Below are 24,787 nucleotides of genomic sequence, written 5' to 3' on the forward strand. Positions count from 1 at the left end.
TCATTGAAAAAAAGTTTTCGGGCGATGTTCTACACGCCCTATCTCATGTGGTTGGCCCTTTTTGTTATCGCACCGGTCGGCTTAATCGTTTATTACTCATTTTTCAATATTTCCCATCAGTTTACCTTTGCCAATTATGTCACCTTTTTCCGATCAGGCACCTACCTGACGATGACGGCCAACTCGGTTTTATACGCTTTCCTAATCACCCTGATTTCACTTTTAATCAGCTACCCGATGGCACTGGTGATCAGTAAGTTAAAACACCGTGATTTATGGATCCTGCTGGTCATTCTGCCAACCTGGATCAACCTGCTTTTGAAGGCCTACGCTTTTATCGGTCTGCTCAGTCATGATGGGCTGGTAAATAATCTGTTTGAACTGGTCGGATTACCGGCACAGCATATGCTGTTTACGGATACCAGCTTTATCCTGGTTGCCGCCTACATTCAGATTCCGTTTATGATTCTGCCAATCTATAATGCCCTGACCGACATCAGCGACTCTTATATCAAGCAAGCCATGATCTGGGGGCAACTAACTGGCAGACATTAACCAAAATTATTATCCCAATGACCATGCCGGGAATCAAATCCGGCGTTCAAATTGTTTTTATCCCGTCACTTTCCCTCTTCATGCTGTCACGACTAATCGGCGGTAATAAAATCATCACCCTTGGGACTGCCGTGGAAGAACATTTTTTAACCACCATGAACTGGGGAATGGGCTCAACAATCGGCGTGGTCCTCATCATTTCCATGGTTGTTGTCATGCTGTTTACCAACACCAAGCGAAAGAGGGGGCGTAACTGATGGCCAACCGTTCTTCAAAGCTTGGGAAACTCTATATTACCCTTGTTTTTCTGCTTTTATATTTACCAATTTTTTACCTGATTATCTATTCTTTCAGTAAGGGCACCACGATGACTAATTTTCATGGTTTCAGCCTGACACATTACAATGAGCTGTTCCATGATAAGCGAATGCTGGCAATTTTTCTGGATACCATTTTAATTGCCCTGCTCTCCTCTGTTTTTTCGACCATTATCGGTACCATGGGTGCTTTGGGAATTAACAACAGTAAGCGAAAGCGATCTCGGCAGACGCTGCTTTCGTTGAATAATGTCCTACTGGTCTCACCCGATGTTATTATGGGTGCTAGCTTTCTAATCTTCTTTACTTCACTTAAAGTACCGCTGGGATTCTGGTCAGTTCTTCTGAGCCACATCGCTTTTGAAATCCCGATTGTCGTTTTGATGGTCCTGCCGAGGCTGGATGAAATGAGTACTTCCTTAATTAATGCTGCCACGGACCTGGGCGCGACGTCGGGTCAGGTCTTAAGCAAAGTTATTCTACCATTCATTCAACCCGGGATTATTGCCGGCTTCTTTATGGCGATTACCTATTCGCTGGACGACTTTGCCGTTACCTTCTTTGTAACCGGCAATGGCTTTACCACCCTTTCAGTTGAAATCTATTCACGGGCCCGGCAGGGAATCAGCTTGGAAATCAACGCTTTGGCGGGAATTATGTTCATTTTCTCGCTTGTCTTGGTCGTGGTTTATTACTTTATCGAAAATCATAACCTGGTTGCCCGTCGAAAAAAAGATAAACTGGGGGTGCCAAATCAATGAAAAGATTCATGTTTGTCATTATTATCTTATTGGCTATTTGTGCCGGGCTGGGATTTGGCAGCCACGAACTAACCAAATCAACCGGTGACTCCGGCAGTAAAGTCCTAAATCTTTATAACTGGGGTGATTATATCGACCCCGCCCTGTTATCCAAATTTGAAAAACAGACCGGCTACCACGTAAATGTCGAAACCTTTGACAGCAATGAGGCTATGTACACCAAGATTAAACAAGGCGGTACCAGCTATGATTTGACAGTGCCAAGTGACTACATGGTTCAAAAGATGAAAGCTGATCACCTGCTTATCCCGTTGGATAAAAGTAAATTGACCGGTATGCAGAACTACGGTGCCGCGTTTATGAACAAGTCATTTGATCCCGGCAACCGTTATTCAATCCCCTACTTTTGGGGGACTTTGGGGATCATCTACAACGATCAATTCATCAAATCGGGTGAATTGACTCATTGGAATCAGTTGTGGCGGTCCAAATATCGAAATGATATTATGTTGATTGATTCCGCCCGAGATGTCATGGGGCTTTCCTTGATTTCACAAGGCCATTCGGTTAACACAACCAACACCCGGGAACTCGTCGCGGCCAAAGACAAGCTTAACCGGCTGTCGCCCAACGTAAAAGCGGTAGTGGCCGACGAAATCAAAATGTATATGGCTGAAGGTGAAGCCCCGATTGCAGTTGATTGGTCCGGTGAGGCCAGTGAAATGATGTCGCAAAACAGTCATTTACACTACGTTGTTCCTACCGAGGGCAGTAACATGTGGTTTGACAATCTGGTCATCCCCAAAACAGCCAAACACTTCAAAGCGATTTATGCCTTTTTGAACTTTATGAACCGTCCGGAAAACGCTGCTCAAAACGCCAACTACATTGGGTACGCAACCCCTAATATGGCCGCCTATAAACGTCTGCCAAAAGCCGTCCGGGAAGACAAGCAATTTTATCCGTCTCAACAGGTAATCAACCGACTGGAAGTTTACCAAAACCTCAGTGCCAAAAAAGTCCAGCAATACAACGATTTATATCTCGAATTTAAAATGCATCATTAAGAATCCCTGAACGATCGGAATTTAATTGGTCATAATCAGAGAAAAGATTTAAACTGAAATATGAGGTGAAGTTAGGAATGGCAAGAAAAAGCAAGAAAAAAGAAATCAAAGAAATTATTATCGATATGAACGAATTTATCGTCACGTACGCGGCAACACTATTAGATCCATCCCAAAATCTGTCACAATTGATTTATGAAACCGCAAAGGACGACCTGACTAAAATGGATGATTTATTTAAAGATAACGGTTTTGGTCGCAAGAATAAATTCGTCAATATTGGTGAAGGCTTTCTTCGTGATTGGCAGGGCTTGGATGAAGCAGAGGCCAAGCAGCAGGCAGATCAACTGGCAAAAGAGGCTATTGATTACCTGGGGAAAAATGCCGACTTTTTCGAAACATGGCGAACAGATTAAGCCACAAACAAAACATTTTAATGTTAATTAAGAGCCACGACAGACCGTTTGCTTGTCCGGCTCTTTTATTTTATTTTTCAAAAATCAAAGCCGGTCATTTGCTGAGCAAATCCCGCTTGATTTCGGTCAAACTGCGTATAATGAAGTTTGATCATTCAAGTATCACTTTTTCAAAGGGGGATTCAGCAGTGAATAATTCAGTGACCAAACCCACACCTTCGACACCACCGGCGACTCAGAAAAACAGCTGGTGGATCTTGGTTTCTATTGGTACCTTTGCCTTTATGTCCAATTTGGATTCCAGTATCGTAAATATCGCACTACCAATTATGGCGAAACAGCTGCAGGTCCCAATGAACCAAGTTGAATGGGTCGTTTCAGCCTACCTTATTATTTTAAGCGCACTGCTCCTGTTCTTTGGAAAATTAGGCGACCTTTACGGCAAGGTGAAGGTCTTTCGAATTGGGACCCTCGTTTTTCTGGCAGGCTCATTTATTTCCGGTTTGCAAATTAATTTTTCGATACTGCTGATCGGTCGGGCCATTCAGGGAACCGGTGCGGCAATGACGCTTTCCAACACCTATGGCATCACTACGTCAACGTTCGGCGTCAAGGAACGCGGCCGGGCAATGGGATTTGTCGGTACCTTCGTCGCATTGGGCGCCATTGCAGGCCCCGGTCTGGGCGGCTTAATTCTTTCCCGGCTTTCCTGGGGATACATCTTCTGGGTAAACCTGCCATTTGGCATTTTTGCGATCATTCTGGGAGCCGTTGTCATGCCGAAAAATTATCAAACGACGGGTCGAGGCATTGACTGGTTGGGGTTTCTCAACTTTGCGCTGCTTATCTTCAGCCTTTTCCTGGGCGTTTTTCTCGGTCAGGAAATTGGCTATACTGCCCCATTGCCACTGGGACTATTCTTAATTGCGATGCTTACTTTCTGGGGTTTTATTCACACTGAAAAGCGGACTTCAAACCCGCTAATGCCACTTTCACTGTTTAAAATCAAAGCATTTGCCTATGGCTTGGGTGCAGCGGTCTTGATTTTCCTCGCCAACTTCTTTACGGTAATCATTCTCCCGTTTTATTTGGAAGATGCCCGGAGATTAAGTGCCGGCCAAGCCGGTACGCTACTGATTATCTTCCCGGTCGTAATGGTTTTTGCCGGACCGATTGGTGGCTGGTTCGCCGATCACTTTTCCCAAGCCAGAGTGGCCTCAATCGGACTGGCAATCGTTGCGATAGCCCAAGCCATGTATTACTTTCTGACCCTGACCAGCCCAATTTGGGTTTACGTTGTGATCACAATCATTATGGCAATCGGAACCGGATTATTTCAGTCGCCCAACAGCGATATTGTCATGTCTGTCGTTCCCAAAGACCAATTGGGCAGTGCCGGCAGTTTGAACGCTCTGGCTCGAAACATCGGTATGATTTCCGGAACTGCCCTATCGACCAGCGCATTATTTATCGGGATGAGTCTTAAAGCCGGTTTTCGCGTCACTAATTACTTACCCAGCCAACCGGAAACCTTTATTTTCGGCATGCATCTGGCGTTTGCAATCTCGTTATTGATTATAGTGGGTGCCTTCATCCTGTCCGTTCTTCAAGGGCGAAATGTAAAGGCATCCGATTTAAAATAATTATTCAAAAATAAAGCGTGGACCAAAAGTCGGTTACTCCCAGCGCACCTTTCCATTCGGGAATAATCGTGATTAATCAAAACGGGGCCGGACAAAATTACTTTTGTCTCGGTCCCGTTTTTCTCGTATACAGATTAACGTATTTTAGTTACCTGGCCAGCCCGTTTTCGGTACTGAATCCGAAGCAGTTTGATAATTTCCGTTACAATCAACACGACAAAGCCGCAGATTGCCGGAACCACCCAACCATAGTAAAAGCTAATGGTAGCTGTGTGGAAAATTTCCTGCATAAACGGTACGTAAACCAAAAATGCCTGCAGTGCCAGTAAAATCACAATAATCCCAAACGCCATCTTATTCTCAAAAAAGTGTTTGGAGATAATTGGATATGAATTTCGAATGTTGAACAGATAGAAGATCTTACCGAAGATAATAATATTAACCGCCATGGTACTGCCAAGAACTGGATTTAATATATTGGCATCAACAAACCTGTCAAACGTAAAGATCCCCAATGATGAAATTAAAATGGAAACGTAGACAATTTCAAGCGTGTCCATTTTACCTAAAATGCCCTTTTTGACATCCCGTGGTCCTCGAATCATAATTGATTCTTCAGCCGGTTCAAAGATAAAGGCAAATTGAATTGTCAACGCCGAAACCGTATTAATCCAAAGCAACTGGGTTGGAAATAAAGGCAACTCCTGTCCCATCATCATGCTGATCAAAACAACCAAACCTTCTGCAAAACTGGTTGGCAGCAAGAAGCGAATTGTTTTTTGAATATTGTCAAAAACATGTCGACCTTCCGCTACCGCATCCACAATCGTGGTAAAGCTGTCTTTTACCAGTACCATATCTGCGGATTCCTTAGCAACATCGGTTCCCTTAATTCCCATCGCAATCCCGATATTGGCCTGCTTCAAAGCCGGCGCGTCGTTGACACCGTCACCGGTCATCGCAACAATCTTTGAATTGGCTTGTTGGGCCCGAACAATCCGTAACTTATCCGCTGGCGTTGTCCGAGCAAAAACGTTGTATCGACCAATTTGTTGCTTCAATTCTTCATCAGACATTTTATTAATCTCAGGTCCGGTAATCGCATGAATGCTTTCGGCCAGATCAAGTTTTTTGGCGATGGCGGTCGCCGTATCAGGATGATCACCGGTAATCATATTAACCTTAACACCGGCCCGTCGCAAATGCTGAATAGCTGGAATGACTTCTTCACGTGGCGGATCCATAATACCGACAATCCCACTAAGCTGAATGCCTTGTGGTATTTGATCCATCACAATTTCTTTTTCATCGTTGGAAACGTCTTTCCATCCCAGCGCAACTACCCGCAACCCTTGATCGGTCAATTTATTCACCTGTTGATACCAACTATCGGCATCGAAGTCAGGATGGCTTTTCTTAACCATATCAAAAATCGTACCGGGCGCACCCTTAACCATCAGTTCGTTATGCTGTCGATCATCATCAATCAAGCGGGCACTATAACGGTAAGCTGAATCAAACGGCAGCGTATCCAACTCATCAACTTCCGGTGCCCGGCCCATCAACTTATGAAACAGGGTCGTTAAGGCGCCGTCGGTCGGTTCACCCGTTAAACTCCATTCGCCGTCCGTTTGAACTAATTCGGCATCGGTGGTAGTACCGGCAATTTTAACCAGTTCAATGAAGTTTTGATCTTTCTGCCAATTAACTTTTTGACCATCAAGCAAAACCTCTCCTGAAACGCCGTTATCGTTATCAACAAACCCGGTACCGCTTACCCGATAATGATGATCGTGCGTAATAACATCGGTTACCGTCATCTCATTCTTAGTCAGCGTCCCGGTTTTATCGGTATCAACAATATCGACAGCTCCCAAGGTTTCAACGGCCGGCAGTGTTTTAACAATCGCCCCACGCTTGGTCATCACCTGGACACCCCGGGCCAAAACAACCGACGTTGAAGCCGGCAGCCCCTCCGGAATCGATCCAACCACCATCGTAATAATCGCGATGATTAAGACCGGCAGACTGTATATCTTCGTGTATAGGCCCAGTAAAAATAACAAGACGGCAATCACCACGATAAAGACAGACAGATTGACACCCAGTTTGTTTAGATTCTTCATCAACGGGGTTACCTGAGCCTTCACGTTGGAGACACTCTGCTGGATACTACCGATTTCGGTATTCGAACCAGTTCCAACAACGATCCCCATTCCCGAACCTTGTGTAACCGCGGTAGATGCATAGGCCATATTCGACCGTTCCGCCAGGGGAACCGTGTTGGCCTTGATGGGATCCTCGGTCTTTTCAACGGAATTGCTCTCTCCGGTCAGTGTTGATTCCTGAATCCGCAGATTATCAGCCGAAATCAACCGCATATCCGCTGGCACTGCATCCCCGGCTTCCAAATTAACCAAATCGCCAACCACCAACTCTCGAGCCGGTACTTCAACCTTCTGGTCATCACGAATAACGTAATTTTGACTTACCAATAACTCCTTAATCTTAGTTAAGGCATTATCCGCCTGAATCTCTTGAAAAAAGCCGATAAACGCATTGGCAATAATCACGATTCCGATAACAGCTGAATCAGAATAATGATGCAGCAAAAGTGTAATTACAGCCGCGGCAATCAGTATATAAATAATACTGTTATTAAACTGGGCAATGAACTTAATTAATTTACTTTGTTTTTTAACCGTCAATTCATTGTAGCCATCCCGCTTCAACCGCTTCTGCACTTCTTGTTCAGTCAAACCACTTTCCGAATCAGTTCGGTATTTTTCAACCAATTCTGCTGTGGCATCCTGCCACAACCTCTGTTCGGGAGGTGCCTCGGTAATTTTTTGTTCCATTCGATGTATCAACCTCTCTTGATAAAATTAGAGTTGCCTTAAAAATATTTGGATTTACTCTTAAAAATATTATATGATATTTAACGGCCTGCCTACAAGTAGGACCTCTCCCAATAATGATCGCACTGAATTTTCATGGTTAAAACTGCTGCAAATGTCAAAAAAAGGACAAAAACATTTGTCCTTTTTGACACGCTATTAATATCACTTGCAGTTGTCTTAGTCACCCAAGTAAGGATTATCAGGTACCCTTACAAGATCATCATCAACCAGTCGCTCGGCAATTTGAACCGTATTCCAGGCAGCTCCCTTTAGTAAGTTATCGGAAACAACCCACATATGGTAACTACCGTCATTTTCAAAATCTGGTCGAACCCGGCCAACAAAGGTTTCCCGCTTGCCTTCAGCTTCGATTGGCTGTGGGTATACTTGATGTGCCGTATCATCCTGTAAAACAACTCCCGGTGCATCGGCCAATGCCTGCTTGATTTCGTCAGTATTGGCGTTATCATCGGCAACTTCAAAATAAACCGTCTCGCCATGCGCAATTCTGATCGGTACCCGGACACAAGTGGCCGTCACTTTAATATCTTTAGCGTCCATGTCATCCAACATAATCTTTTTGGTCTCATGAATCATTTTCCATTCTTCATGAGTATAGTAACCGTCTTGTTCGAAGACATCGATTTGTGGTAACAGGTTAAATGCCTGCTGATAATGCTTTTTATCACCCTTGGTTGGCAGAATCTTAGGATCGGTTTTTTCACCGTTTAGTACCTGTTGTGATTCTTCCATCAGTTCATTTAAAGCCGATTGGCCGGCACCGGAAACAGCCTGGTAAGTTGAAACAATCACTTGTTTTAAGCCGTATTTCTTATAAATCGGATTTAAGCAGACCACCATCTGAATTGTTGAGCAGTTTGGATTAGAGATGATGCCCCGGTGCTGATACAGTGCTTTTTCGTTTACTTCCGGAATTACCAATGGGACTTCCGGTTTCATTCTGAAGTAACTGGTGTTATCAACACATACTGCACCGCGCTTAACAGCTTCCGGCAGAAATTTCTTGGAAACTGAACCGCCGGCTGAAGCCAAAACCAGGTCAATACCTTCAAACGATTCAGGCTTGGTTTCTTCCACGGTTACTTCCTGATCTTTGAATTTAAGTTTTTTGCCTGCTGAACGGGCAGAAGCAAGCAGCTTTACATTCTTAACAGGAATGGTCGACTGTTCCAACTGACTGATCATTCGAGTGCCGACAGCACCGGTAGCACCTAAAATTGCAACGTTAAATTCTCTCATCTCAAAATACTCCCTTATTGATTGTAGAAACTCTAATTATAATATAATCATACTTTAATCTCAGACGAAGCACAAGCGTCAATTTTAATGACGTTATTTTACCTTATCCAACAGATAAGCACTCATTCGATCCATTGCCAACTTAATATCTTCATCAGATGCCGCATAAGACAACCGAATATAGTGCTCACCGCCCGGGCCAAAAGCCGATCCGGGAACAACGCCCACCTTGGCTTTTTCAGCAAGATTGGTTGCAAATTCAACCGGGGTTTCATTTATTGTATCAGGAATTTTCGCAAAGATGTAAAAAGCGCCTTGCGGCAATGCCGTTTGCATGCCCATTTCCCTTAACCGCTTGGCAATGTAATCCCGTCGCTTGTTATATTGCTCACGCATTGGCACAGCATCTTCCAAGCCGTTTGTCAAAGCTTCCAGGGCCGCATACTGGGCCGGATTGGACGGGCAGGTTACGGCAAATCCATGCATTTTGGCTGCGTTGGTAATAAAATCCTTCGGCGCCGCAAAGTACCCGATTCGATAACCGGTCATGGCATGGGATTTTGAAACACCATTAACCACAATCGTCTGCTCCGGCAAAAGATTGGCAATCGAATGGTGGGTAACCCCATAAGTTAATTCATTATAGATTTCATCAGCCAACACAAACAGATCATGCTTTGAAATGACATCGGCCAGCGCTTTTAATTGGTCTTTCGAATACTCAACCCCGGTAGGATTGGAAGGATAGTTCAAAACGATTGCTTTGACACTGTCATCATTTTCATCCAGTACTCGCTGCAGTTTTTCAGGTGTCAAGACAAAACCGTCTTCCGACGTATCAATTGTAATCAATTCAGCACCGGCTACCTGAACAACCGGAAAATACAGTGCAAAGGCCGGCGTCGGTACGATTACTTTATCACCCGGGTTCAGCATGGCCGTTAATGCTGAAAAAATGGCTTCGGTCGCTCCGACAGTCACCACAATTTCTGATTCCGGATCGTAATCAACACCGGTTTTAGTTTTTAAATAACTGCTAATGGCCCTTCTTAATTCGATAATGCCCTTTTGAGACGAATAATGAGATTTATTATCTTCAATACTTTTGATAGCAGCCTGTTTAACGTGCTCTGGCACGTTAAAATCAGGTTCACCAAGTGTTAACTTAACAATTCCCGGAATTGATGAGATCTTCTGGTCAAATTCCCGAATACCGGATGGTCCAACTGCTTTAACATGGCTGTTAACAACCTCTGAAAGGCCTTTTCTTAATTCTGGCATAATATCCTCCGTCCCGATTATAAAATATTTTCCAAACCAACAATTAATTCAGTCGCTTTTGCTGCAGCTGGGACGGCAAGTTTGACTCCATTCATAAACGAACCCCGGTCAAACGAATCCTGACGAATTGTCAACGCCTCGCCTTTACTGCCGAATAAAACTTGTTCATGGGCAACGTAGCCCGGTAGTCTAACTGAGTGAATCTTAATTCCCTTATAATCACCGCCACGAACTCCTGGTAACGTCTCCTCAGATTTAGGTGCCGGCTTATCACCACGAACCTCACTGATCATTTGAGCAGTTGACAATGCCGTTCCCGAAGGGGCATCCAGCTTATCATCGTGATGCATTTCTATAATTTCAACATCCGGCAGATACTTAGCTGCTTCCTTGGCAAACTTCATTAGTAAAACAGCCGACAAGCCAAAGTTTGGCGCGATAATACCGCCAACCTGCTTTTCTTTGGCAAGTTGCTGCAGCTGTTTAATCTGATCTTCTTTCATTCCGGAAGTCCCAACTACCGGGTGAATGCCGTGTTCTATCGCAAACTTGACATTACCAAAAACCGCACTTGGCACAGTAAAGTCAATCCAAACATCGGCATCCGTTTCGATCTCATCCAGTTGACTAAACAATTTAACATTATCGTTTAGCCCCATCTTGCATATGAGCAACATCAATGCCGGGATTATAGCCGCCAACCAGTTCAAACTCATCACTTTCATTAATCATTTGAACCGTTTTTTGACCCATTGATCCCATAAAACCAGCAACTAGAACCTTTATCATAGTAAACTCCTTTGTAACTATAAAATTATTTATTGCTTTGCGCCGCACACTTTTTTAGGACTGCTGCACAAAGCAATGCCACGCCATATAAGGGATAAATCTTAAAAATCCAAAACCGGGATTTCTAAGATTCACGCCTTATATTCTGGGCATTAACCGCTTTGCTCCGCACACTTTTCTAGGACTGCTACACAAAGCAACACCACGCCGTATAAGAGATCGATTCGAAAAATCCAAAACCGGGATTCCCCGAATCGACGTCTTATACTCTGGGTGTTAACCGCTTTGCTCCGCACACTCTAACTTTGCACACTCTCCAAATTGCTAATTCCCAAACGCTTTGCTAAGATTGCCTTTTCCTCGTCATTTAACGACAGGATCGGCAGACGGCAATCGCCTACTTGATAACCTTGAGCGTTTAGCACCGCCTTTACAGGTGATGGTGATGGATAGCTGAAGAGCGCCTTGATCTTTGGGCTCAAAAAGCGCATCAAGTCACCAGCAGCTTTATAATCACCATCGTAAAGGTCATCATACATTTGACGCATTTCCCTACCGTAAATATGACTGGCAACTGAAATGACGCCTCTGCCGCCAACTACTCTGGCGAAAAGTGCCTGGGCATCTTCACCGGTAAAGACATTAAAGTCATCATCAGTATGCTCCACGATATATTCAAAATCATCCATATCCGTACATTGCTTAACGCCGGCAATGTTAGGGTTCCTTGATAATTCAACCACCGTCTCATTGGCCATCGTAACGCCAGTTCGACCCGGGATATTATAAATAATCAATGGTACTGATGATTGTTCGGCAACTGCCGTAAAGTGGGCAATCATTCCCCGTTGATTTGGCTTGTTATAATATGGCACAACTACCAACGCGTAATCAACGCCGGGAATTCGACTAACTTCAGCTGTCAGCTGAGCTGTTTCATAAGTATTATTACTACCCGTTCCGGCAATCACAACACCACGCCCGTCAACAATTTTGGCAAATCTGGTATATAGCTCAATTTTTTCATCATGGCTCAATGTTGGTGTCTCACCAGTTGTCCCGCCAATTACAAATCCCTTACTGCCGGTTTCAAGCAAATGGTTGGTCAACTTCTCAAGTGCGTCAAAGTTAATGGTCCCATCGTCACCGAACGGGGTAATAATTGCTGTCATAATATCTGCATTAATCATAAAAATCCCTACTTTCTATATACTTAGTTTCAATATTCTGCCACTATCAATCATTAATCTGCTGTCTGTCGATACTCAAGAAACCGAACAATTGAGTTAATCCCCTTTGAAATTGATGATTCTTTTGGATTGAGCGTTGCCGAATGCAAAGCCGAATTGTCATCAACTCCCAGCCAAAACATTGTTCCCGGAATCTTTGATAACAAATACCCAAAGTCTTCACCGGTCATTGCGGGTTGGGTTTCAATAAACTGTGTCTGGGAATCCTGCTTGGCAAACGCGATAAATCGACGAGTCAATGAATCATTATTTTCAACCGGCAGGTAGCCCCCCTGGTTGAATGCGATATTAACCGTCGCACCATAGCTGGTAGCAATACCATCGGCAACCTGCTTTAAACGATCCACAATGTGTTCAATCATTTTCTGAGTAAGTCCCCGAATCGTACCTTCGATTCGGGCTTTGCCGGCAATCACGTTTCTGATTGTCCCGGCATCCAGCCTACCAAACGTAATCACACCGCCTTCAATCGGGTTCACGCTTCTTGAAACAATTGTTTGAACCTGATTGATGAATTGAGCCGCAGCAACCACCATGTCGTTTGCGTCCTGTGGATAGGCCGCGTGGCCGCTTTTTCCGATCAAATCTACATTTACCTCGGTGGTCCCGGCAAACAAGGTACCCATCCGACAGCCAATCGCGCCGGCTGGTAAATTGGGATTGTCATGCAGGCCGTAAAATTCGTCCGGCCGCCATTTACCTTCAAAAACACCTTTTTCATAGGCTACTTTGCCGCCATTTTGACTTTCTTCAGCCGGCTGAAAGAAAAACACCAGATTATCTTTGGGCTGATGCTCGCTAAACCAGTTGAGAACTCCCAAGGCAACTGTCATGTGGATATCATGACCACAGGCGTGCATGATGCCGGGGTTCTTGGAGGCAAACGGCAATCCCGTCTGTTCGATAACCGGTAATGCATCAATATCAGTCCGATAACCGATGGTCCGATTGGGCGCGCTGCCAGTCACATAAACCAGCAGCGCCGTCGGTAATTCCGGAACTTCCCTGATCTCCAGGTAATCCTGCTTAAACTTTTGAATCACTGCCAATAAATATTGATGCGTTTGAACTTCCTGCATCGCCAATTCCGGATACTCATGAAGGTGGCGACGAATGTCAATCAGGTCTTGCTTTGTTAGTTGTGCCATTCAATCACAGCTTTCTTAAATCGTCTTCAAGTTCCGTTTTGGACTCAGTCTTTGAATCGACATCCTTGATCTTTCGAGCAGGCATGCCAGCAACCATCGTATGTGGGGCAACATCCTCCGTCACAACCGCACCGGCAGCGACGACGGCACCTTCACCCACGTGAACACCCTCGATAACAACCGCGTTGGCGCCAATTAAAACATTGTCGTCAATTTGAACCGGTTTGGCAGATGCCGGTTCAATTACCCCGGCCAACACTGCGCCGGCACCAATATGCGAATGCTTGCCAACAATTGCCCGGCCGCCCATCACAACGCCCATATCGATCATGCTGTCGGCACCAATTTCAGCACCGATATTAATAATGGCGCCCATCATAATAACCGCGTTGTCACCGATTGTGACGTGATCACGAATAACAGCGCCCGGTTCAATTCGCGCATTGATGTTCTTGGCATCCAGTAATGGAACAGCTGAATTGGTCGCGTCGGATTCAATCCGGGTATCCTTGATCTGATCTTTGTTAGCTTTTAAAAACGGTTTGACGTCCTGCCAGTCGCCAAACAAAACTGCTGTATGTTTTTCAACAAACGCTTGAATTGATTTGGGGATATCAACTTTTCGCAGACCACCTTTTACATAGACTTTAACTGGGGTCTTCTTTTCGGCGTTGCGATATATTCAATGATTTCGCGTGCACTTAATTGTTCCATTACGGTAAATTCTCCCTTATAAGTAGTAGTTTTAATTTTTGACTGTTCGATTAAACCAACGGTTGATCAAGTCTGATTAAATCTTCGAAAGTTTCCCGCCGAATTACCAGCTGATCTTTGCCATCTTCCACAAAGACCACTGCTGGACGGGGGTTACGGTTATAGTTGGACGCCATTGCGTAACCATAGGCACCGGTCGCCAGCATTGCCAAAACATCGCCTGGCCTGGTTTTGGGTAACGCTTGTTTTTGAATCAAAATATCACCGGATTCACAATATTTGCCGGCTACCCGGACGGTTTCCTTTGCCGGTGCTTTTGGATCGCTGGCAAGGACCGCATCATACTTGGCCTGATAAAGCGCCGGTCGAATATTGTCACCCATACCGCCATCAACTGTCACGTATGGCCGAATACCAGGGACGTCTTTTCGGCTGCCAACCGTATAAAGGTTGTAGCCGGCCGGACCGGCAATTGATCGACCAGGTTCAATCCAGACAGCCGGCATCGGCAACCCGAGTTCACCAGCACGTCTCTTAATGGCTTTGACGATCGCGTCAACAAACATTTCCGGGGCGATCGGGTCATCTTCTTCAGTATAACGAATGCCAAACCCACCACCGACGTTGACTACTTTAGCAGTATAACCGATTTCCTGATGCCATTGGCCAAGCGTTTCAATTAGTTTGGTTGCGGCCATTTCAAAACCCTTGACTTCAAAAATCTGAGAACCGATATGAGCGTGAATACCAAGCATGGTCATACGCGGCTCCGCCAAAACGGCATCCAGTGCTCGGCGGGCTTGGCCGCTTTGCAGGTCGAACCCAAATTTACTGTCGGTCTGACCGGTTTGATCATACTCATGTGTGTGGGCCGATACGCCCGGTGTCACCCGAAGCATGACGTTGATTTGCGTGTCTTTTTCCGCCAAAATTTGCTTCAACAGTTCAATTTCATGGAAGTTGTCCAAAATGATGACGCCAATTTGATGATCAACCGCCATTTCCAATTCTTCAACGGACTTGTTATTACCATGGAAACTGACATGGTCCATTGGGAAGCCGGCTTTAATAGCCGTATATAATTCACCGCCGGAAACTACGTCGATATGCGCGTTTTCCTGATTGACCAACTGAAACATCGCAATGCAGGCAAATGCTTTACTGGCATAACTGACAGCGTAATCTACGTGGTTATCTTCAAATACCTTTTGAAAATGATGAATCTGATTTCGAATAGCCGATACATCATAGACCACCAGCGGTGTTTGATATTTTTTCGCCAGGTCAAGGGCATCCGCGCCCCCGATTTCCAAATGTCCGGCTTGATTAATTTGAATCTGACTGATATCACTACTCATTTCAATTTTCCTCCAACTCATTTTTCAAAAGGTACGAAAAAATCTCTTTGCTTAGTGGCTAACTAAACAAAGAGATTCAGAATTTTAAAATACAAACCTAATATTCTTTATCAATTTTGTCGTCGTTAGCGCCCCGCAGCTGACGATTTTCGCTGCGACAGTCCCAAGCCTCTTAAGCCTGGTCCCAGCGCGCCAAGGACTGCTTTCCCTGGTGCTTCGGCAACCGCCCCTTTCATCAGCTTCTTAGCTTAAGCAGAAACTCCACTGACTACTCTTGTTGGTTGCGACCTCTAATGATTATTTATTAATCAGTTTATAATGCTTCTCATCATCCGTCAACCTTTTAACCGAAATTCGTACCGATTAATTTTTACACACCGATGAAACCTTCAAAAAAATAAACAAAAGCACAATTTTAAACACTCAACAACTGATTATGTTTTATATTATACACGTTTTTTACCGTGCTTTTGGAAAAACACCACTATTTTCACAGCAAAAAATATCGTTTAAAATAACACACCGGTGTAATCTTTTTAAATCGCGATCTAATCGGTTTTACGGCTGCTCAATTCATTATTTGAATCGACTTTATTCACCAAGAGTCTTTACTAGTTTTCAAAATGTGCTAGAATTCGACTTAACGATTTTTAACTGAATTTTTAATTTATGGGAATTAGGGAGTGGACTGTTGAGATGAAAGTTGTTAAGTTTGGCGGAAGCTCATTGGCAGACGCCGCGCAATTTAAAAAAGTGATCCAAATCATACAAGCTGATCCAAAGCGACAAGTAGTTGTCACCTCGGCACCCGGAAAACGATTTGACGGTGACATCAAAGTAACGGATCTTCTGATCAAATACGCCAACGCAACATTGGCCGGTAAAAAGAACACCTATGCGGCCGATATCTTTGCCCGTTATCAGGAAATTGGTACCGGCTTTGATGTTGATCAGGCCGTATTATCGGATATTCAAGCAAAATTAGTCGCTTTGCCAAATAAAACCTATCCAAATTCGGATTACCTCATGGCTGCTTTCAAAGCCCACGGTGAGCGATTAAACGCGGAATTATTCGCTGCCTGCCTGAATAAACTTGGTACCAAAGCCCGCTTTATCGATCCTTCCGAAGCCGGTATTTTACTGAGCGATAATCCAAATGGTGCTTCGATTCTGGAAGAAACCTATGCCAATCTGGCCAAATTAAAATTTGCCGATGAAAAGCTGGTTTTCCCAGGTTTCTTTGGGTTCACCAAGCACAGTGATATCGTTACCTTTGCCCGCGGCGGTTCAGATATTACCGGTTCTATTCTGGCCCGGGGACTTCATGCGTCGTTATACGAAAACTTCACCGACGTAAACGCAATTTACGCTGCCAATCCCAAAATTGTTAAAAATCCAATTCCGATTTCCAAGATGACTTTCCGGGAAATGCGGGAACTATCATACGCCGGTTTTTCCGTTTTTAATGATGAAGCCATTATTCCGGCCATTCAAGGTCAGGTCCCGATTAACGTCAAAAACACAAACAGTCCCGAACTTCCCGGCACGCTGATCGTTCCGGAAAAGGCGCTTTCAATCAAGCGGCCCGTGACCGGTATCACCGGTTCCAACCGTTTCGCGGCACTCTATCTGCACCGGTACCTGCTTAACAAAGAAGTCGGCTTCACTCTGAAAATCCTTCAAATTCTTTACAAATATGGCGTTTCGTATGAACACATGCCTTCCGGGATTGATGATTTAACCATTATTTTTGATCGTAACCAGCTTGACGATGACACAATTCACAAGATGTGCCACGATATTCAAATCACTGTCAATCCGGATGATATGGAATGGATTGATGATTACGCAATCATTATGGTTGTCGGTGAGGGAATGCGTGCTAGAATTGGAACGATAGAGAACATTATCCGACCGCTTGCTGATCACGATATCGCTGTTCATATGATTAACCAAGGGGCTTCCCGAATTTCAATCATGCTGGGAACCCGCGAATCCGACGCAGACAACGCGATTAGATATATTTACGATAATTTTTTTAAAACAGGCAAATCGACGGTGGCCCAATTACAAGCCAGTGTCGATTCGCCAATCAGCTAATTTTTCAAACTAACGGAGGCATAACTATGGCACAATTACTAAAAGTCCACGGCTCACAAAATCAATTTTTTATTCTGGATCAAACCGAGTTAAAGACCAAATTAAGTCAAGCAGAACTCGTCGCGCTCACAAAACAGATTACTGATCCGACCAAGGGCCTGCTTGATGGTGCCGATGGTGTTCTGGTAATTGACCACACTGATCATGCCGATGCTTTGGGCAGCATGCAGGTCATTAATACAGACGGCAGTATTGCCTCAATGTGTGGCAACGGCTTAAGAACGGTTTCAAGATATCTGGCAGACAAATATCATCAAGATGCTTTCAAGGTGGAAACCATGGACAGTGATTTGGCCGTTCATCGAGAGACCAGCTTGGCCCCCGGCGTTCCGACTTTCAGTGTTGAAATTTCGCCCGTAACCTTCAACAAGGAAAGCCTGCCATTCAAAAATCTAGGCGGTGATACCCTGGTCGATCGTAAAGTTCCGGCATTCGCAAAGGATTTGACATTTACGGCCATTGCCGTTCCCAACCCGCACCTGATCAGCTTTGTCAGTGAAGATGTTTTGCATTCCGATTTATTGGGCCGGCTGGGAAGAAGTTTGAATCAGCCGAACAACTATTTCCCAGATGGTGTCAACGTCAGTTTCGCGCAAATTCTGGACCACAATCAGTTGTTTGTCCGGACCTACGAACGGGGAGTTGGCTTCACCAATGCCTGTGGGACCGGAATGTCGGCAACCAGCCTTGCCTTCTGTCTAAACCACCCCAACGAAGCCGACTTTGAGGAAACTATCGCTGTTTACAATCCGGGCGGGATGGTAAAAACTCGGGTTCACGATGATGATGGCAGCTACCACATTGATTTGATCGGTAACGCAACGTTTACCCACCAAATCGATTTGCCGGAAGCCGATCTTCATGTCAACAATTTAACCCGGGCAAAAATCAGCGATACGGGTGAGCAGATTGACTATTTAAACTTTGTTAATAACTTAAAACAACAAGAAGTATAACCAATAACATCAAAAAGGTCCGGTCAAATCAGCTTTTAAATTGAAGTACGCTGATTTGACCGGGCTTTTTGTCTGCCGCTAGATTGTCGGGTGTTCCCGCTGCCAAACGGCTTTGATCAGCTGATTAGCCAAAACTTTGCAGATCAATTCAATTAATTGATCCTGCATATACGTGTTGGCATCAAAATCAACCGGCTCCTCATTGATGGCGGTTAATCGCATCCCCCGGGTTTTGATTTTAACGTTGTATCGCGCAAAGGTTTTGACAACCGCAGTCAGCTTTTCTTGATTCATCACAGTTATTGCCCTCCCAACCTTAACTTCAGCCGCCATTCATCCTGACGGACCTGATTTGTCTTTAATCGCAAATCCATCAGCTGGGAAACTGATAATAAAAAGTCTTTCACTTGCTCATAGTGAGCTTTACTTGAAAAATAGTGATTGGCCTTTCGTTGAGACAGCTTATCTATTTTTACTTGAAGTTTCTTTAACCTCTGTTCAACGAATTGCAGCGTATTCTCCCGAATGCTTGCCAGATTAGCAATTTGTTCATCAGCCGGATCTTCAATTTCCAATTCCTCCACCAGCCGAAAATCATTTAATTCGGCCGCATCCGGGTTAAGTAACTGGAAATCACCATTTTCAACCGCCCGCTGGTAGGTGGACAGCTCGGTTGTCGTTAGATAACTTGGCAACTCCCTGTTAGTCAGCCGAACCAATAAAATGGCTTTTCTGGTGATGCCGGCACCGAATTTAATGTGAACAACGAAATTCTTCTTGCCTATGTAATTAACGTTATCCAAAATCAGCTGTGGATTATTGATAACCACTTCCCCCAAAGAGAAATAGGTTTGGTGCTTATTTTTAACCAATTGACCAAAGTGTGGCTGCATAGAAATCCTCCGTTCGCTTAAAATGATTTTCAAAATATTGTGTACGTACCATTCATTTTAACGTATAATGGATTGGAACACACGTTCATTTTAGCTATTATCGTTGTATTTTAAAAGGACTTTAATTTTGAAGGGATTATCATGGCAGCTCATCAAATCGGCATCCGACAACTTGTTGAATTTTTAAGAAGAACCGGCGACTTAAGTCCGCTAACTACCAGTGACAATACGGCCCAGGAAGGCAGCCGGATTCATCGAAAGCTCCAAAAGAGTCGGTCTGACAGTTATCAAGCCGAAGTCAGCTTGAAAACTACTTTCCGGTATCTTGACGAAGATTACGTTGTCGAAGGCCGGGCTGACGGCATTGATTACCGAGACGATCAGGTCATGATTGAAGAAATCAAAACGTCCGACTTGGATTTTCAAACGGTTCCGGACGCGACAATTCAACTTTATTGGGCCCAAGCGCAAGTTTACGCCTACATTCTAATGCAACAGGACCACCTTAACGAGCTTGAACTACAGTTGACCTACGTACAGACCCCCGATGAAAAATCACAACCAGTACCCGGTCGTACACCGCTACCGAAGCCACCAGCTTCTTTAATGCATTGATTGCCGACTATCAGGACTGGTTGAAACTCCGCCACGAACTTGATAAACAGCGAATCGAAACTGCCAAGCTTTATCGTTTCCCTTTGGTCAGTACCGACCCGGCCAACATCAACTAGCCGTGAATGTCTACAAAAGCATCGCGCTTGAAAAGCACTTATTTGTTGAAGCACCGACCGGAACCGGCAAAACCATTTCAACACTTTTTCCGGCCGTTAAAGCCATGGGCGAGGAACTCATCAGCCGCGTCTTTTATTTCACCGCCAAGCAAAGCACCCGACACGTCGCTGAAAACGCAATTTCGCTAATGTCACGGACCGGTCTAAGACTTAAGAGCATCACACTAACGGCTAAGGATAAAATTACATTTTCAGCCGAAAAAGATGTCCCACCTGAAAAAAATCCCTATATGGTTGGTTACTATGATCGCATTCGACCAGCTATTAAAGATATCATCACCAATGAAGATCAGATCACCAAGCCAAAAATTATGGCCTACGCTGAAAAGCACAAGGTTGATCCGTTTGAATTTTCCCTGGATGTCAGCTTATTCTGCGATATTATCATTTGCGACTACAATTACTTATTTGATCCCCAAGTCCATTTGCAGCGTTTCTTTTCCGTTCCGGACAAAGCGAATTGTTTCCTGGTCGACGAAGTACACAACCTGGTGCAGCGTTCCCGTGAAATGTATTCTGCCACCCTGGCCCGCTCACCGATCACACCACTGGTTACGGCCCTTTCAACGCAAAAAACCGCCAACCAAAAAGTAATCCGGAAACTCAATTCATTGAAACGCGCTTTTAAGCGTTACAGCAAGCCGGCCGAAGCCGCCGCCGACCACCAACTTGCCCAGCCTGCGCCGCTGGATAACTTTAACCGAATCCTCGGCGAGTTGATTGCCGCCATTCATGAATGGCTGGCTGATCAGCAACCGGGCGAGACGGTCGATCAGGTAGTCGACTACTACCTGCAGTGCCGCAGTTATTACTTAATTTCTCAACTTTATGACGATACCTATCGCACCCGGGTCATTATTGACGATGACCATCATGACATTATCTTTCGGCAATTTTGCCTGGACCCCAGCATTCACCTCAAGGAAAGCCTTGACCTGGGCCGTGCCGCCGTTCTCTTTTCGGCAACACTGAGTCCAATGTCATATTATCGCCGGGTACTGGGCAACGAAGCCGACAGCCTGCAGATGCTGTCAACTTCTTCGTTTCCCCAGCAAAATTGTCAAGTAATCATTGCCAACAACATCAACACGATATACGCCAATCGAACGAATAGTATTCAGCCGATTTGTGAAACTATTTTTACACTAGTTTCACAAAAGCGCGGTCATTATCTGATCTTCTTTCCGTCCATGCAATATCTTGACAGCGTGTTAGCCCAATTTACCGCTATGTATCCCGATGTTGACACACTTCGACAGGAAACGACAATGGATAACACGGCTAGGCAGGCTTTCTTGGCCGAATTTCGCCAGAACCCTGATCAAACCAAAGTCGGCTTTGCGCTTCTCGGTGGCATCTTTTCAGAAGGCATTGATTTAAAAAACGATCAGCTTATCGGCGTCGGGATTGTCAGCGTCGGCCTGCCGGGCATGAACGCAGAATCCGATTTGATCCGTGATTATTTTGATTCATTGAATGGTCAGGGCTTTTCATTTGCATATCAGCTGCCAGGGTTTAATAATGTAAGTCAAGCCGCCGGCAGAGTCATTCGGACCGATACTGACAAAGGTGTCATTGTCTTAATGGATCAACGTTTCAATCAAACCCGCTATCGCCGGATTTTCCCAAAACACTGGACAAATATTCAAGTCGCCAATAACTCTGACCAGCTAAGACAGCAGCTTCAAAACTTTTGGAATCAGTTCCGAAATCAAACCTAAAGGTGTATACTAGTATCACCATTCATTCATCGAATTAAGCCAGGAGGGATTCAGTTTGAAATTAGCAATGTATGATCAGAAACCAATGTTTGTCGCGCCACAAAATAACCAGATTTGGGGTGTACCAATCACTGATTATGACACAATCGACGATATCTTGAATGATTGGCAGAACTTCGAATCCAAAGTACTCATCAATATTTCAGACAAAGCCATTATTAACGACGATCGCGCTGAGCCGCTCGACCCCGAAAAGTTTGAGCAGCCCGTTACCCACCCCCGTCAGTTACCGGCGATCGGCTTTAATTACCTTGATCACATGGAAGAGATGTCAACTGCCCGGCCAAAGCGGCCAAATGTATTCAATAAATTTGTCAGTTCCCTTGCAGGTCCGAAAAACGCCATTCACTTAAGCAGTGATACGGTTGATTGGGAATCCGAACTGGTCGTTGTTATCGGCAACGGCGGTCGCAATATCAGCAGAGAAGACGCTGAAGACGCCATTGCCGGCTACATGGTTGGTCAGGATATCTCTGATCGGACGATGCAGTCAATTGACGGGCCCGGCACCCAGTTTGATTTGGGAAAATCATATCGAAACTATTCGCCAATCGGCCCCTATATTTCAACAATCGCCGATACCGATGATATTGTTTCAAAAAAGATTATTACCAAGGTTAACGGCGAAGTCATGCAGCAGGCAACGGTTGGCCAAATGCTTTTTGATATTCAAACCCTGGTTTCATACATTTCCGGTGTCATCGAATTATATCCAGGTGACCTGATCTTTACCGGAACGCCCAGTGGTACCGGTGTCGGCCGAGATCCCCAAATTTTTCTAAAATCCGGAGATGTCTTTACAAGTGAAATCGATGGCTTGGGTGCAATTGAAACAAAAGTTAATTAACCACATCGGCTGGTTAAAAACCGGCTTAAAAGGATGATTGAATCTAATCAATTAATAGACGAAGGGGGCTGGACAAAATTACTTTTGTCCAGCCTCCTTCGTGTGATCGCAATTATTACTGAGTAAAAACATGCGCCGAAAGGCAACTTCCTGCCACTCTCTTAAATTAAAAATAATTCACCGGTTATTTTTTCCTTAAAACGCAAACCGGCTCGGGAACCTGAACGTCTTTTTGGACCATTGTCAACTTACCGTTTTCAGCGTCTCGAGTATATAACGTACCGTTATCCGAATTCTGGTTAACACAAATTACAAATGATTCATCATCGCTAAAGTTAAAGTCCCGTGGGAAATCGCCCTCGGTTGAAATACGTTGAACCAGCCGGACATCACCCTTTTCATCAGAACTAAATACCGCAATCGTGTTGTTCCCGCGATTTGAAACGTAGACAAACCGGCCGTCTTTGGAAACTCGAATGGCAGCCGCACCGTTATGCGTGGTCCAATCTTCAGGGATTGTTGATGAGATGCTTCTCAAAGACAGCTTGCCGGTCTGCTCATCATAATCCAAAACCGCCAGATTGCTGCTTAATTCACCAACCAGGTAGCAACGCCTTTCTTTTCATCAAAAGCGATATGACGGGGACCATAACCATCTTCCATCTGAAGCTCACTGACAGGCGTCAACTTGCCATTATTGTCCAAGTCATAGATAAAGACTTTGTCGACACCCAGATCAACGGCGACTACTCGATTATCAGGTGTTAAATTAATATAGTGGGGATGTGGGCCGTCTTGTTGTTCAGGCCGAAAGCCAAGAGTGCCTTTATCCATAATTCTGTCCGCCCGGGTAATTGAGCCGTCATCACCAATCTTATACGTACAGATGGTTCCAGCGTGATAGTTGGCTGTGAAAACGAGGTGGCGGGTCTCATCAACGGCAATGTAAGCCGGTGAGGTCTCCTGATCGTGAATGGCCGCGATATCTGCCAACGGAAAGTCCTCAGAACTACCGTCCCATTCTTTAAAACCGCCCGTAACGTTACCGTCATCACCCTTAACCTTGGTAATCGCATAAATTCGCTTGGCATTAGACTCAGCGACGTAGGTCGGATCAATGGCCTCACCAACAAATTGAAGATGCTGCAATTTTTGGTTGTCGGTGTCCAACTCAAGTTGATAAACACCCTTACTGATTCGTCTGGTATAAGTTCCGATCAAATATTTTTCTATCAAAAGCGCTACCTCCAGAATTTATTTATATCTTTATTATGCCACAGATAAACATTATTCCAAATATATGATGAAAGCTTTTTCACGAAAGGATGCTCATTATGAATTCATTTGAAAAATTCCACCCGGTTCTAACCGCCCACTACACGCTGGATTGGCTTACCCAAACACCGGTTAAACAAGTTGATGATTTATTTAACAGTCCCTACTTTACAACGGTATCTGCCGAACGATTACCGAATGAGATTTTCGATACCATCAAGGGGGTCAATCGGATTATGCGAAAAGTGATGAACGGCAGTCAATTGACTTGGGGCATAACCAATTCAAATACCATGGTCTTCAAAGGGATTATCACCGTTTCAGGATTTAACGCTAATCAGCAAACCGGCATTTTGGACTTCACATTTGTCAAACAGGAAGACCAGGGACTGAGTGAGGTGATTCAACGCGTGGTTGAATTCGTTAAAGATCACTTTTCCTTTACTCATCTGGCAGTTAACATAGACACACCGGTAAAAGCTATCGAAGATATTCTCAGCGAAAACCACTTCAAAACCACCGATCAGCGACACTTTAAGCTAACGCTGCCGCCTGCCGACTAATAAAAAATTAGTAAAATAATGGCCAGTTTATTGATTTATCCGAAAAGATAGTTTAGAATAAT

The 24,787-nt window shown here is 44.6% G+C and carries 16 protein-coding genes, 5 pseudogenes and 1 riboswitch; of the genes and pseudogenes, 10 read left to right on the forward strand and 11 right to left on the reverse strand.

Annotated features, from left to right (window positions below; genetic code table 11):
• The first annotated feature begins 3 nt into the window (after positions 1–3).
• The 5 genes and pseudogenes from JCM14108_RS02065 (at position 4) to JCM14108_RS02085 (ending at position 4,759) form a co-directional block, all read left to right on the forward strand.
• Positions 4–812: pseudogene (locus JCM14108_RS02065) on the forward strand (ABC transporter permease).
• A complete protein-coding gene (locus JCM14108_RS02070; RefSeq protein WP_035178004.1) occupies positions 812–1,633 on the forward strand; it encodes an ABC transporter permease in 822 nt (273 codons plus the stop codon). The pseudogene JCM14108_RS02065 and the gene JCM14108_RS02070 overlap by 1 nt, the downstream one beginning before the upstream one ends.
• Positions 1,630–2,700, forward strand: coding sequence for an ABC transporter substrate-binding protein (locus JCM14108_RS02075; RefSeq protein ID WP_035178007.1), 1,071 nt, complete (start codon positions 1,630–1,632; stop codon positions 2,698–2,700). Before JCM14108_RS02070 ends, JCM14108_RS02075 begins: the two co-directional genes overlap by 4 nt.
• 77 nt (positions 2,701–2,777) lie before the next feature.
• On the forward strand, positions 2,778–3,116 hold the full coding sequence (locus tag JCM14108_RS02080; RefSeq protein ID WP_035178011.1) for a hypothetical protein: 339 nt from the start codon (positions 2,778–2,780) through the stop codon (positions 3,114–3,116).
• Between the two features lie 188 nt (positions 3,117–3,304).
• A complete protein-coding gene (locus JCM14108_RS02085; RefSeq protein WP_035178156.1) occupies positions 3,305–4,759 on the forward strand; it encodes an MFS transporter in 1,455 nt (484 codons plus the stop codon).
• A gap of 134 nt (positions 4,760–4,893) precedes the next feature.
• On the opposite strand, the gene JCM14108_RS02090 is transcribed toward JCM14108_RS02085, so the two are convergent.
• The 8 genes and pseudogenes from JCM14108_RS02090 to lysA all read right to left on the reverse strand — a co-directional run bounded on the left by JCM14108_RS02090 (position 4,894) and on the right by lysA (position 15,459).
• Positions 4,894–7,617, reverse strand: coding sequence for an HAD-IC family P-type ATPase (locus JCM14108_RS02090; protein WP_035178014.1), 2,724 nt, complete (start codon positions 7,615–7,617; stop codon positions 4,894–4,896).
• 219 nt (positions 7,618–7,836) lie between these two features.
• On the reverse strand, positions 7,837–8,919 hold the full coding sequence (locus JCM14108_RS02095) for an aspartate-semialdehyde dehydrogenase (protein ID WP_035178016.1): 1,083 nt from the start codon (positions 8,917–8,919) through the stop codon (positions 7,837–7,839).
• Positions 8,920–9,012: 93 nt separating this feature from the next.
• The gene (locus JCM14108_RS02100) at positions 9,013–10,200 is read right to left on the reverse strand and encodes an aminotransferase class I/II-fold pyridoxal phosphate-dependent enzyme (protein WP_035178017.1); all 1,188 of its coding nucleotides are present in this window, start codon (positions 10,198–10,200) and stop codon (positions 9,013–9,015) included.
• A 17-nt stretch (positions 10,201–10,217) separates the two neighbouring features.
• Positions 10,218–10,989, reverse strand: a pseudogene (gene dapB, locus JCM14108_RS02105) (4-hydroxy-tetrahydrodipicolinate reductase).
• 299 nt (positions 10,990–11,288) lie between these two features.
• A complete protein-coding gene (gene dapA / locus JCM14108_RS02110; RefSeq protein ID WP_035178020.1) occupies positions 11,289–12,179 on the reverse strand; it encodes a 4-hydroxy-tetrahydrodipicolinate synthase in 891 nt (296 codons plus the stop codon).
• Between the two features lie 53 nt (positions 12,180–12,232).
• On the reverse strand, positions 12,233–13,387 hold the full coding sequence (locus JCM14108_RS02115) for an N-acetyldiaminopimelate deacetylase (RefSeq protein WP_035178023.1): 1,155 nt from the start codon (positions 13,385–13,387) through the stop codon (positions 12,233–12,235).
• 4 nt (positions 13,388–13,391) lie between these two features.
• Positions 13,392–14,101, reverse strand: a pseudogene (dapD, locus tag JCM14108_RS02120) (2,3,4,5-tetrahydropyridine-2,6-dicarboxylate N-acetyltransferase).
• 50 nt (positions 14,102–14,151) lie between these two features.
• Complete coding sequence (lysA, locus tag JCM14108_RS02125) at positions 14,152–15,459, reverse strand: diaminopimelate decarboxylase (RefSeq protein WP_035178026.1); 1,308 nt, start codon at positions 15,457–15,459, stop codon at positions 14,152–14,154.
• A 118-nt stretch (positions 15,460–15,577) separates the two neighbouring features.
• Positions 15,578–15,760: riboswitch (Lysine riboswitch) on the reverse strand.
• Between the two features lie 395 nt (positions 15,761–16,155).
• On the opposite strand from lysA, the gene JCM14108_RS02130 reads away from it, so the two are divergent.
• Positions 16,156–17,559, forward strand: a complete 1,404-nt coding sequence (locus tag JCM14108_RS02130) for an aspartate kinase (protein WP_035178028.1) — start codon at positions 16,156–16,158, stop codon at positions 17,557–17,559.
• A 26-nt stretch (positions 17,560–17,585) separates the two neighbouring features.
• Entirely contained in the window at positions 17,586–18,575 is a 990-nt protein-coding gene (gene dapF / locus JCM14108_RS02135; RefSeq protein ID WP_035178030.1) for a diaminopimelate epimerase, read from the forward strand.
• A 78-nt stretch (positions 18,576–18,653) separates the two neighbouring features.
• Here dapF and JCM14108_RS02140 read toward each other — a convergent pair whose 3' ends face one another.
• Positions 18,654–18,869 carry a hypothetical protein gene (locus JCM14108_RS02140; protein WP_338034168.1) on the reverse strand — a complete coding sequence of 72 codons (216 nt, stop codon included), beginning with the start codon at positions 18,867–18,869 and terminating at the stop codon, positions 18,654–18,656.
• A 5-nt stretch (positions 18,870–18,874) separates the two neighbouring features.
• Positions 18,875–19,468, reverse strand: coding sequence for a hypothetical protein (locus JCM14108_RS02145; protein WP_035178035.1), 594 nt, complete (start codon positions 19,466–19,468; stop codon positions 18,875–18,877).
• Between the two features lie 141 nt (positions 19,469–19,609).
• On the opposite strand from JCM14108_RS02145, the pseudogene JCM14108_RS02150 reads away from it, so the two are divergent.
• Positions 19,610–21,980 (forward strand): annotated as a pseudogene (locus JCM14108_RS02150) (ATP-dependent DNA helicase).
• A gap of 55 nt (positions 21,981–22,035) precedes the next feature.
• Complete coding sequence (locus JCM14108_RS02155) at positions 22,036–22,887, forward strand: fumarylacetoacetate hydrolase family protein (protein WP_035178038.1); 852 nt, start codon at positions 22,036–22,038, stop codon at positions 22,885–22,887.
• A gap of 184 nt (positions 22,888–23,071) precedes the next feature.
• Here the strand turns inward: JCM14108_RS02155 and JCM14108_RS02160 are convergent.
• Positions 23,072–24,123 (reverse strand): annotated as a pseudogene (locus JCM14108_RS02160) (lactonase family protein).
• A 98-nt stretch (positions 24,124–24,221) separates the two neighbouring features.
• Between JCM14108_RS02160 and JCM14108_RS02165 the strand changes: the two are divergent.
• A complete protein-coding gene (locus JCM14108_RS02165) occupies positions 24,222–24,725 on the forward strand; it encodes a hypothetical protein (protein WP_035178041.1) in 504 nt (167 codons plus the stop codon).
• The last annotated feature ends 62 nt before the right edge of the window (positions 24,726–24,787 follow it).

Source organism: Lentilactobacillus farraginis DSM 18382 = JCM 14108, assembly GCF_000583655.1.
Classification (GTDB): Bacteria; Bacillota; Bacilli; order Lactobacillales; family Lactobacillaceae; genus Lentilactobacillus; species Lentilactobacillus farraginis.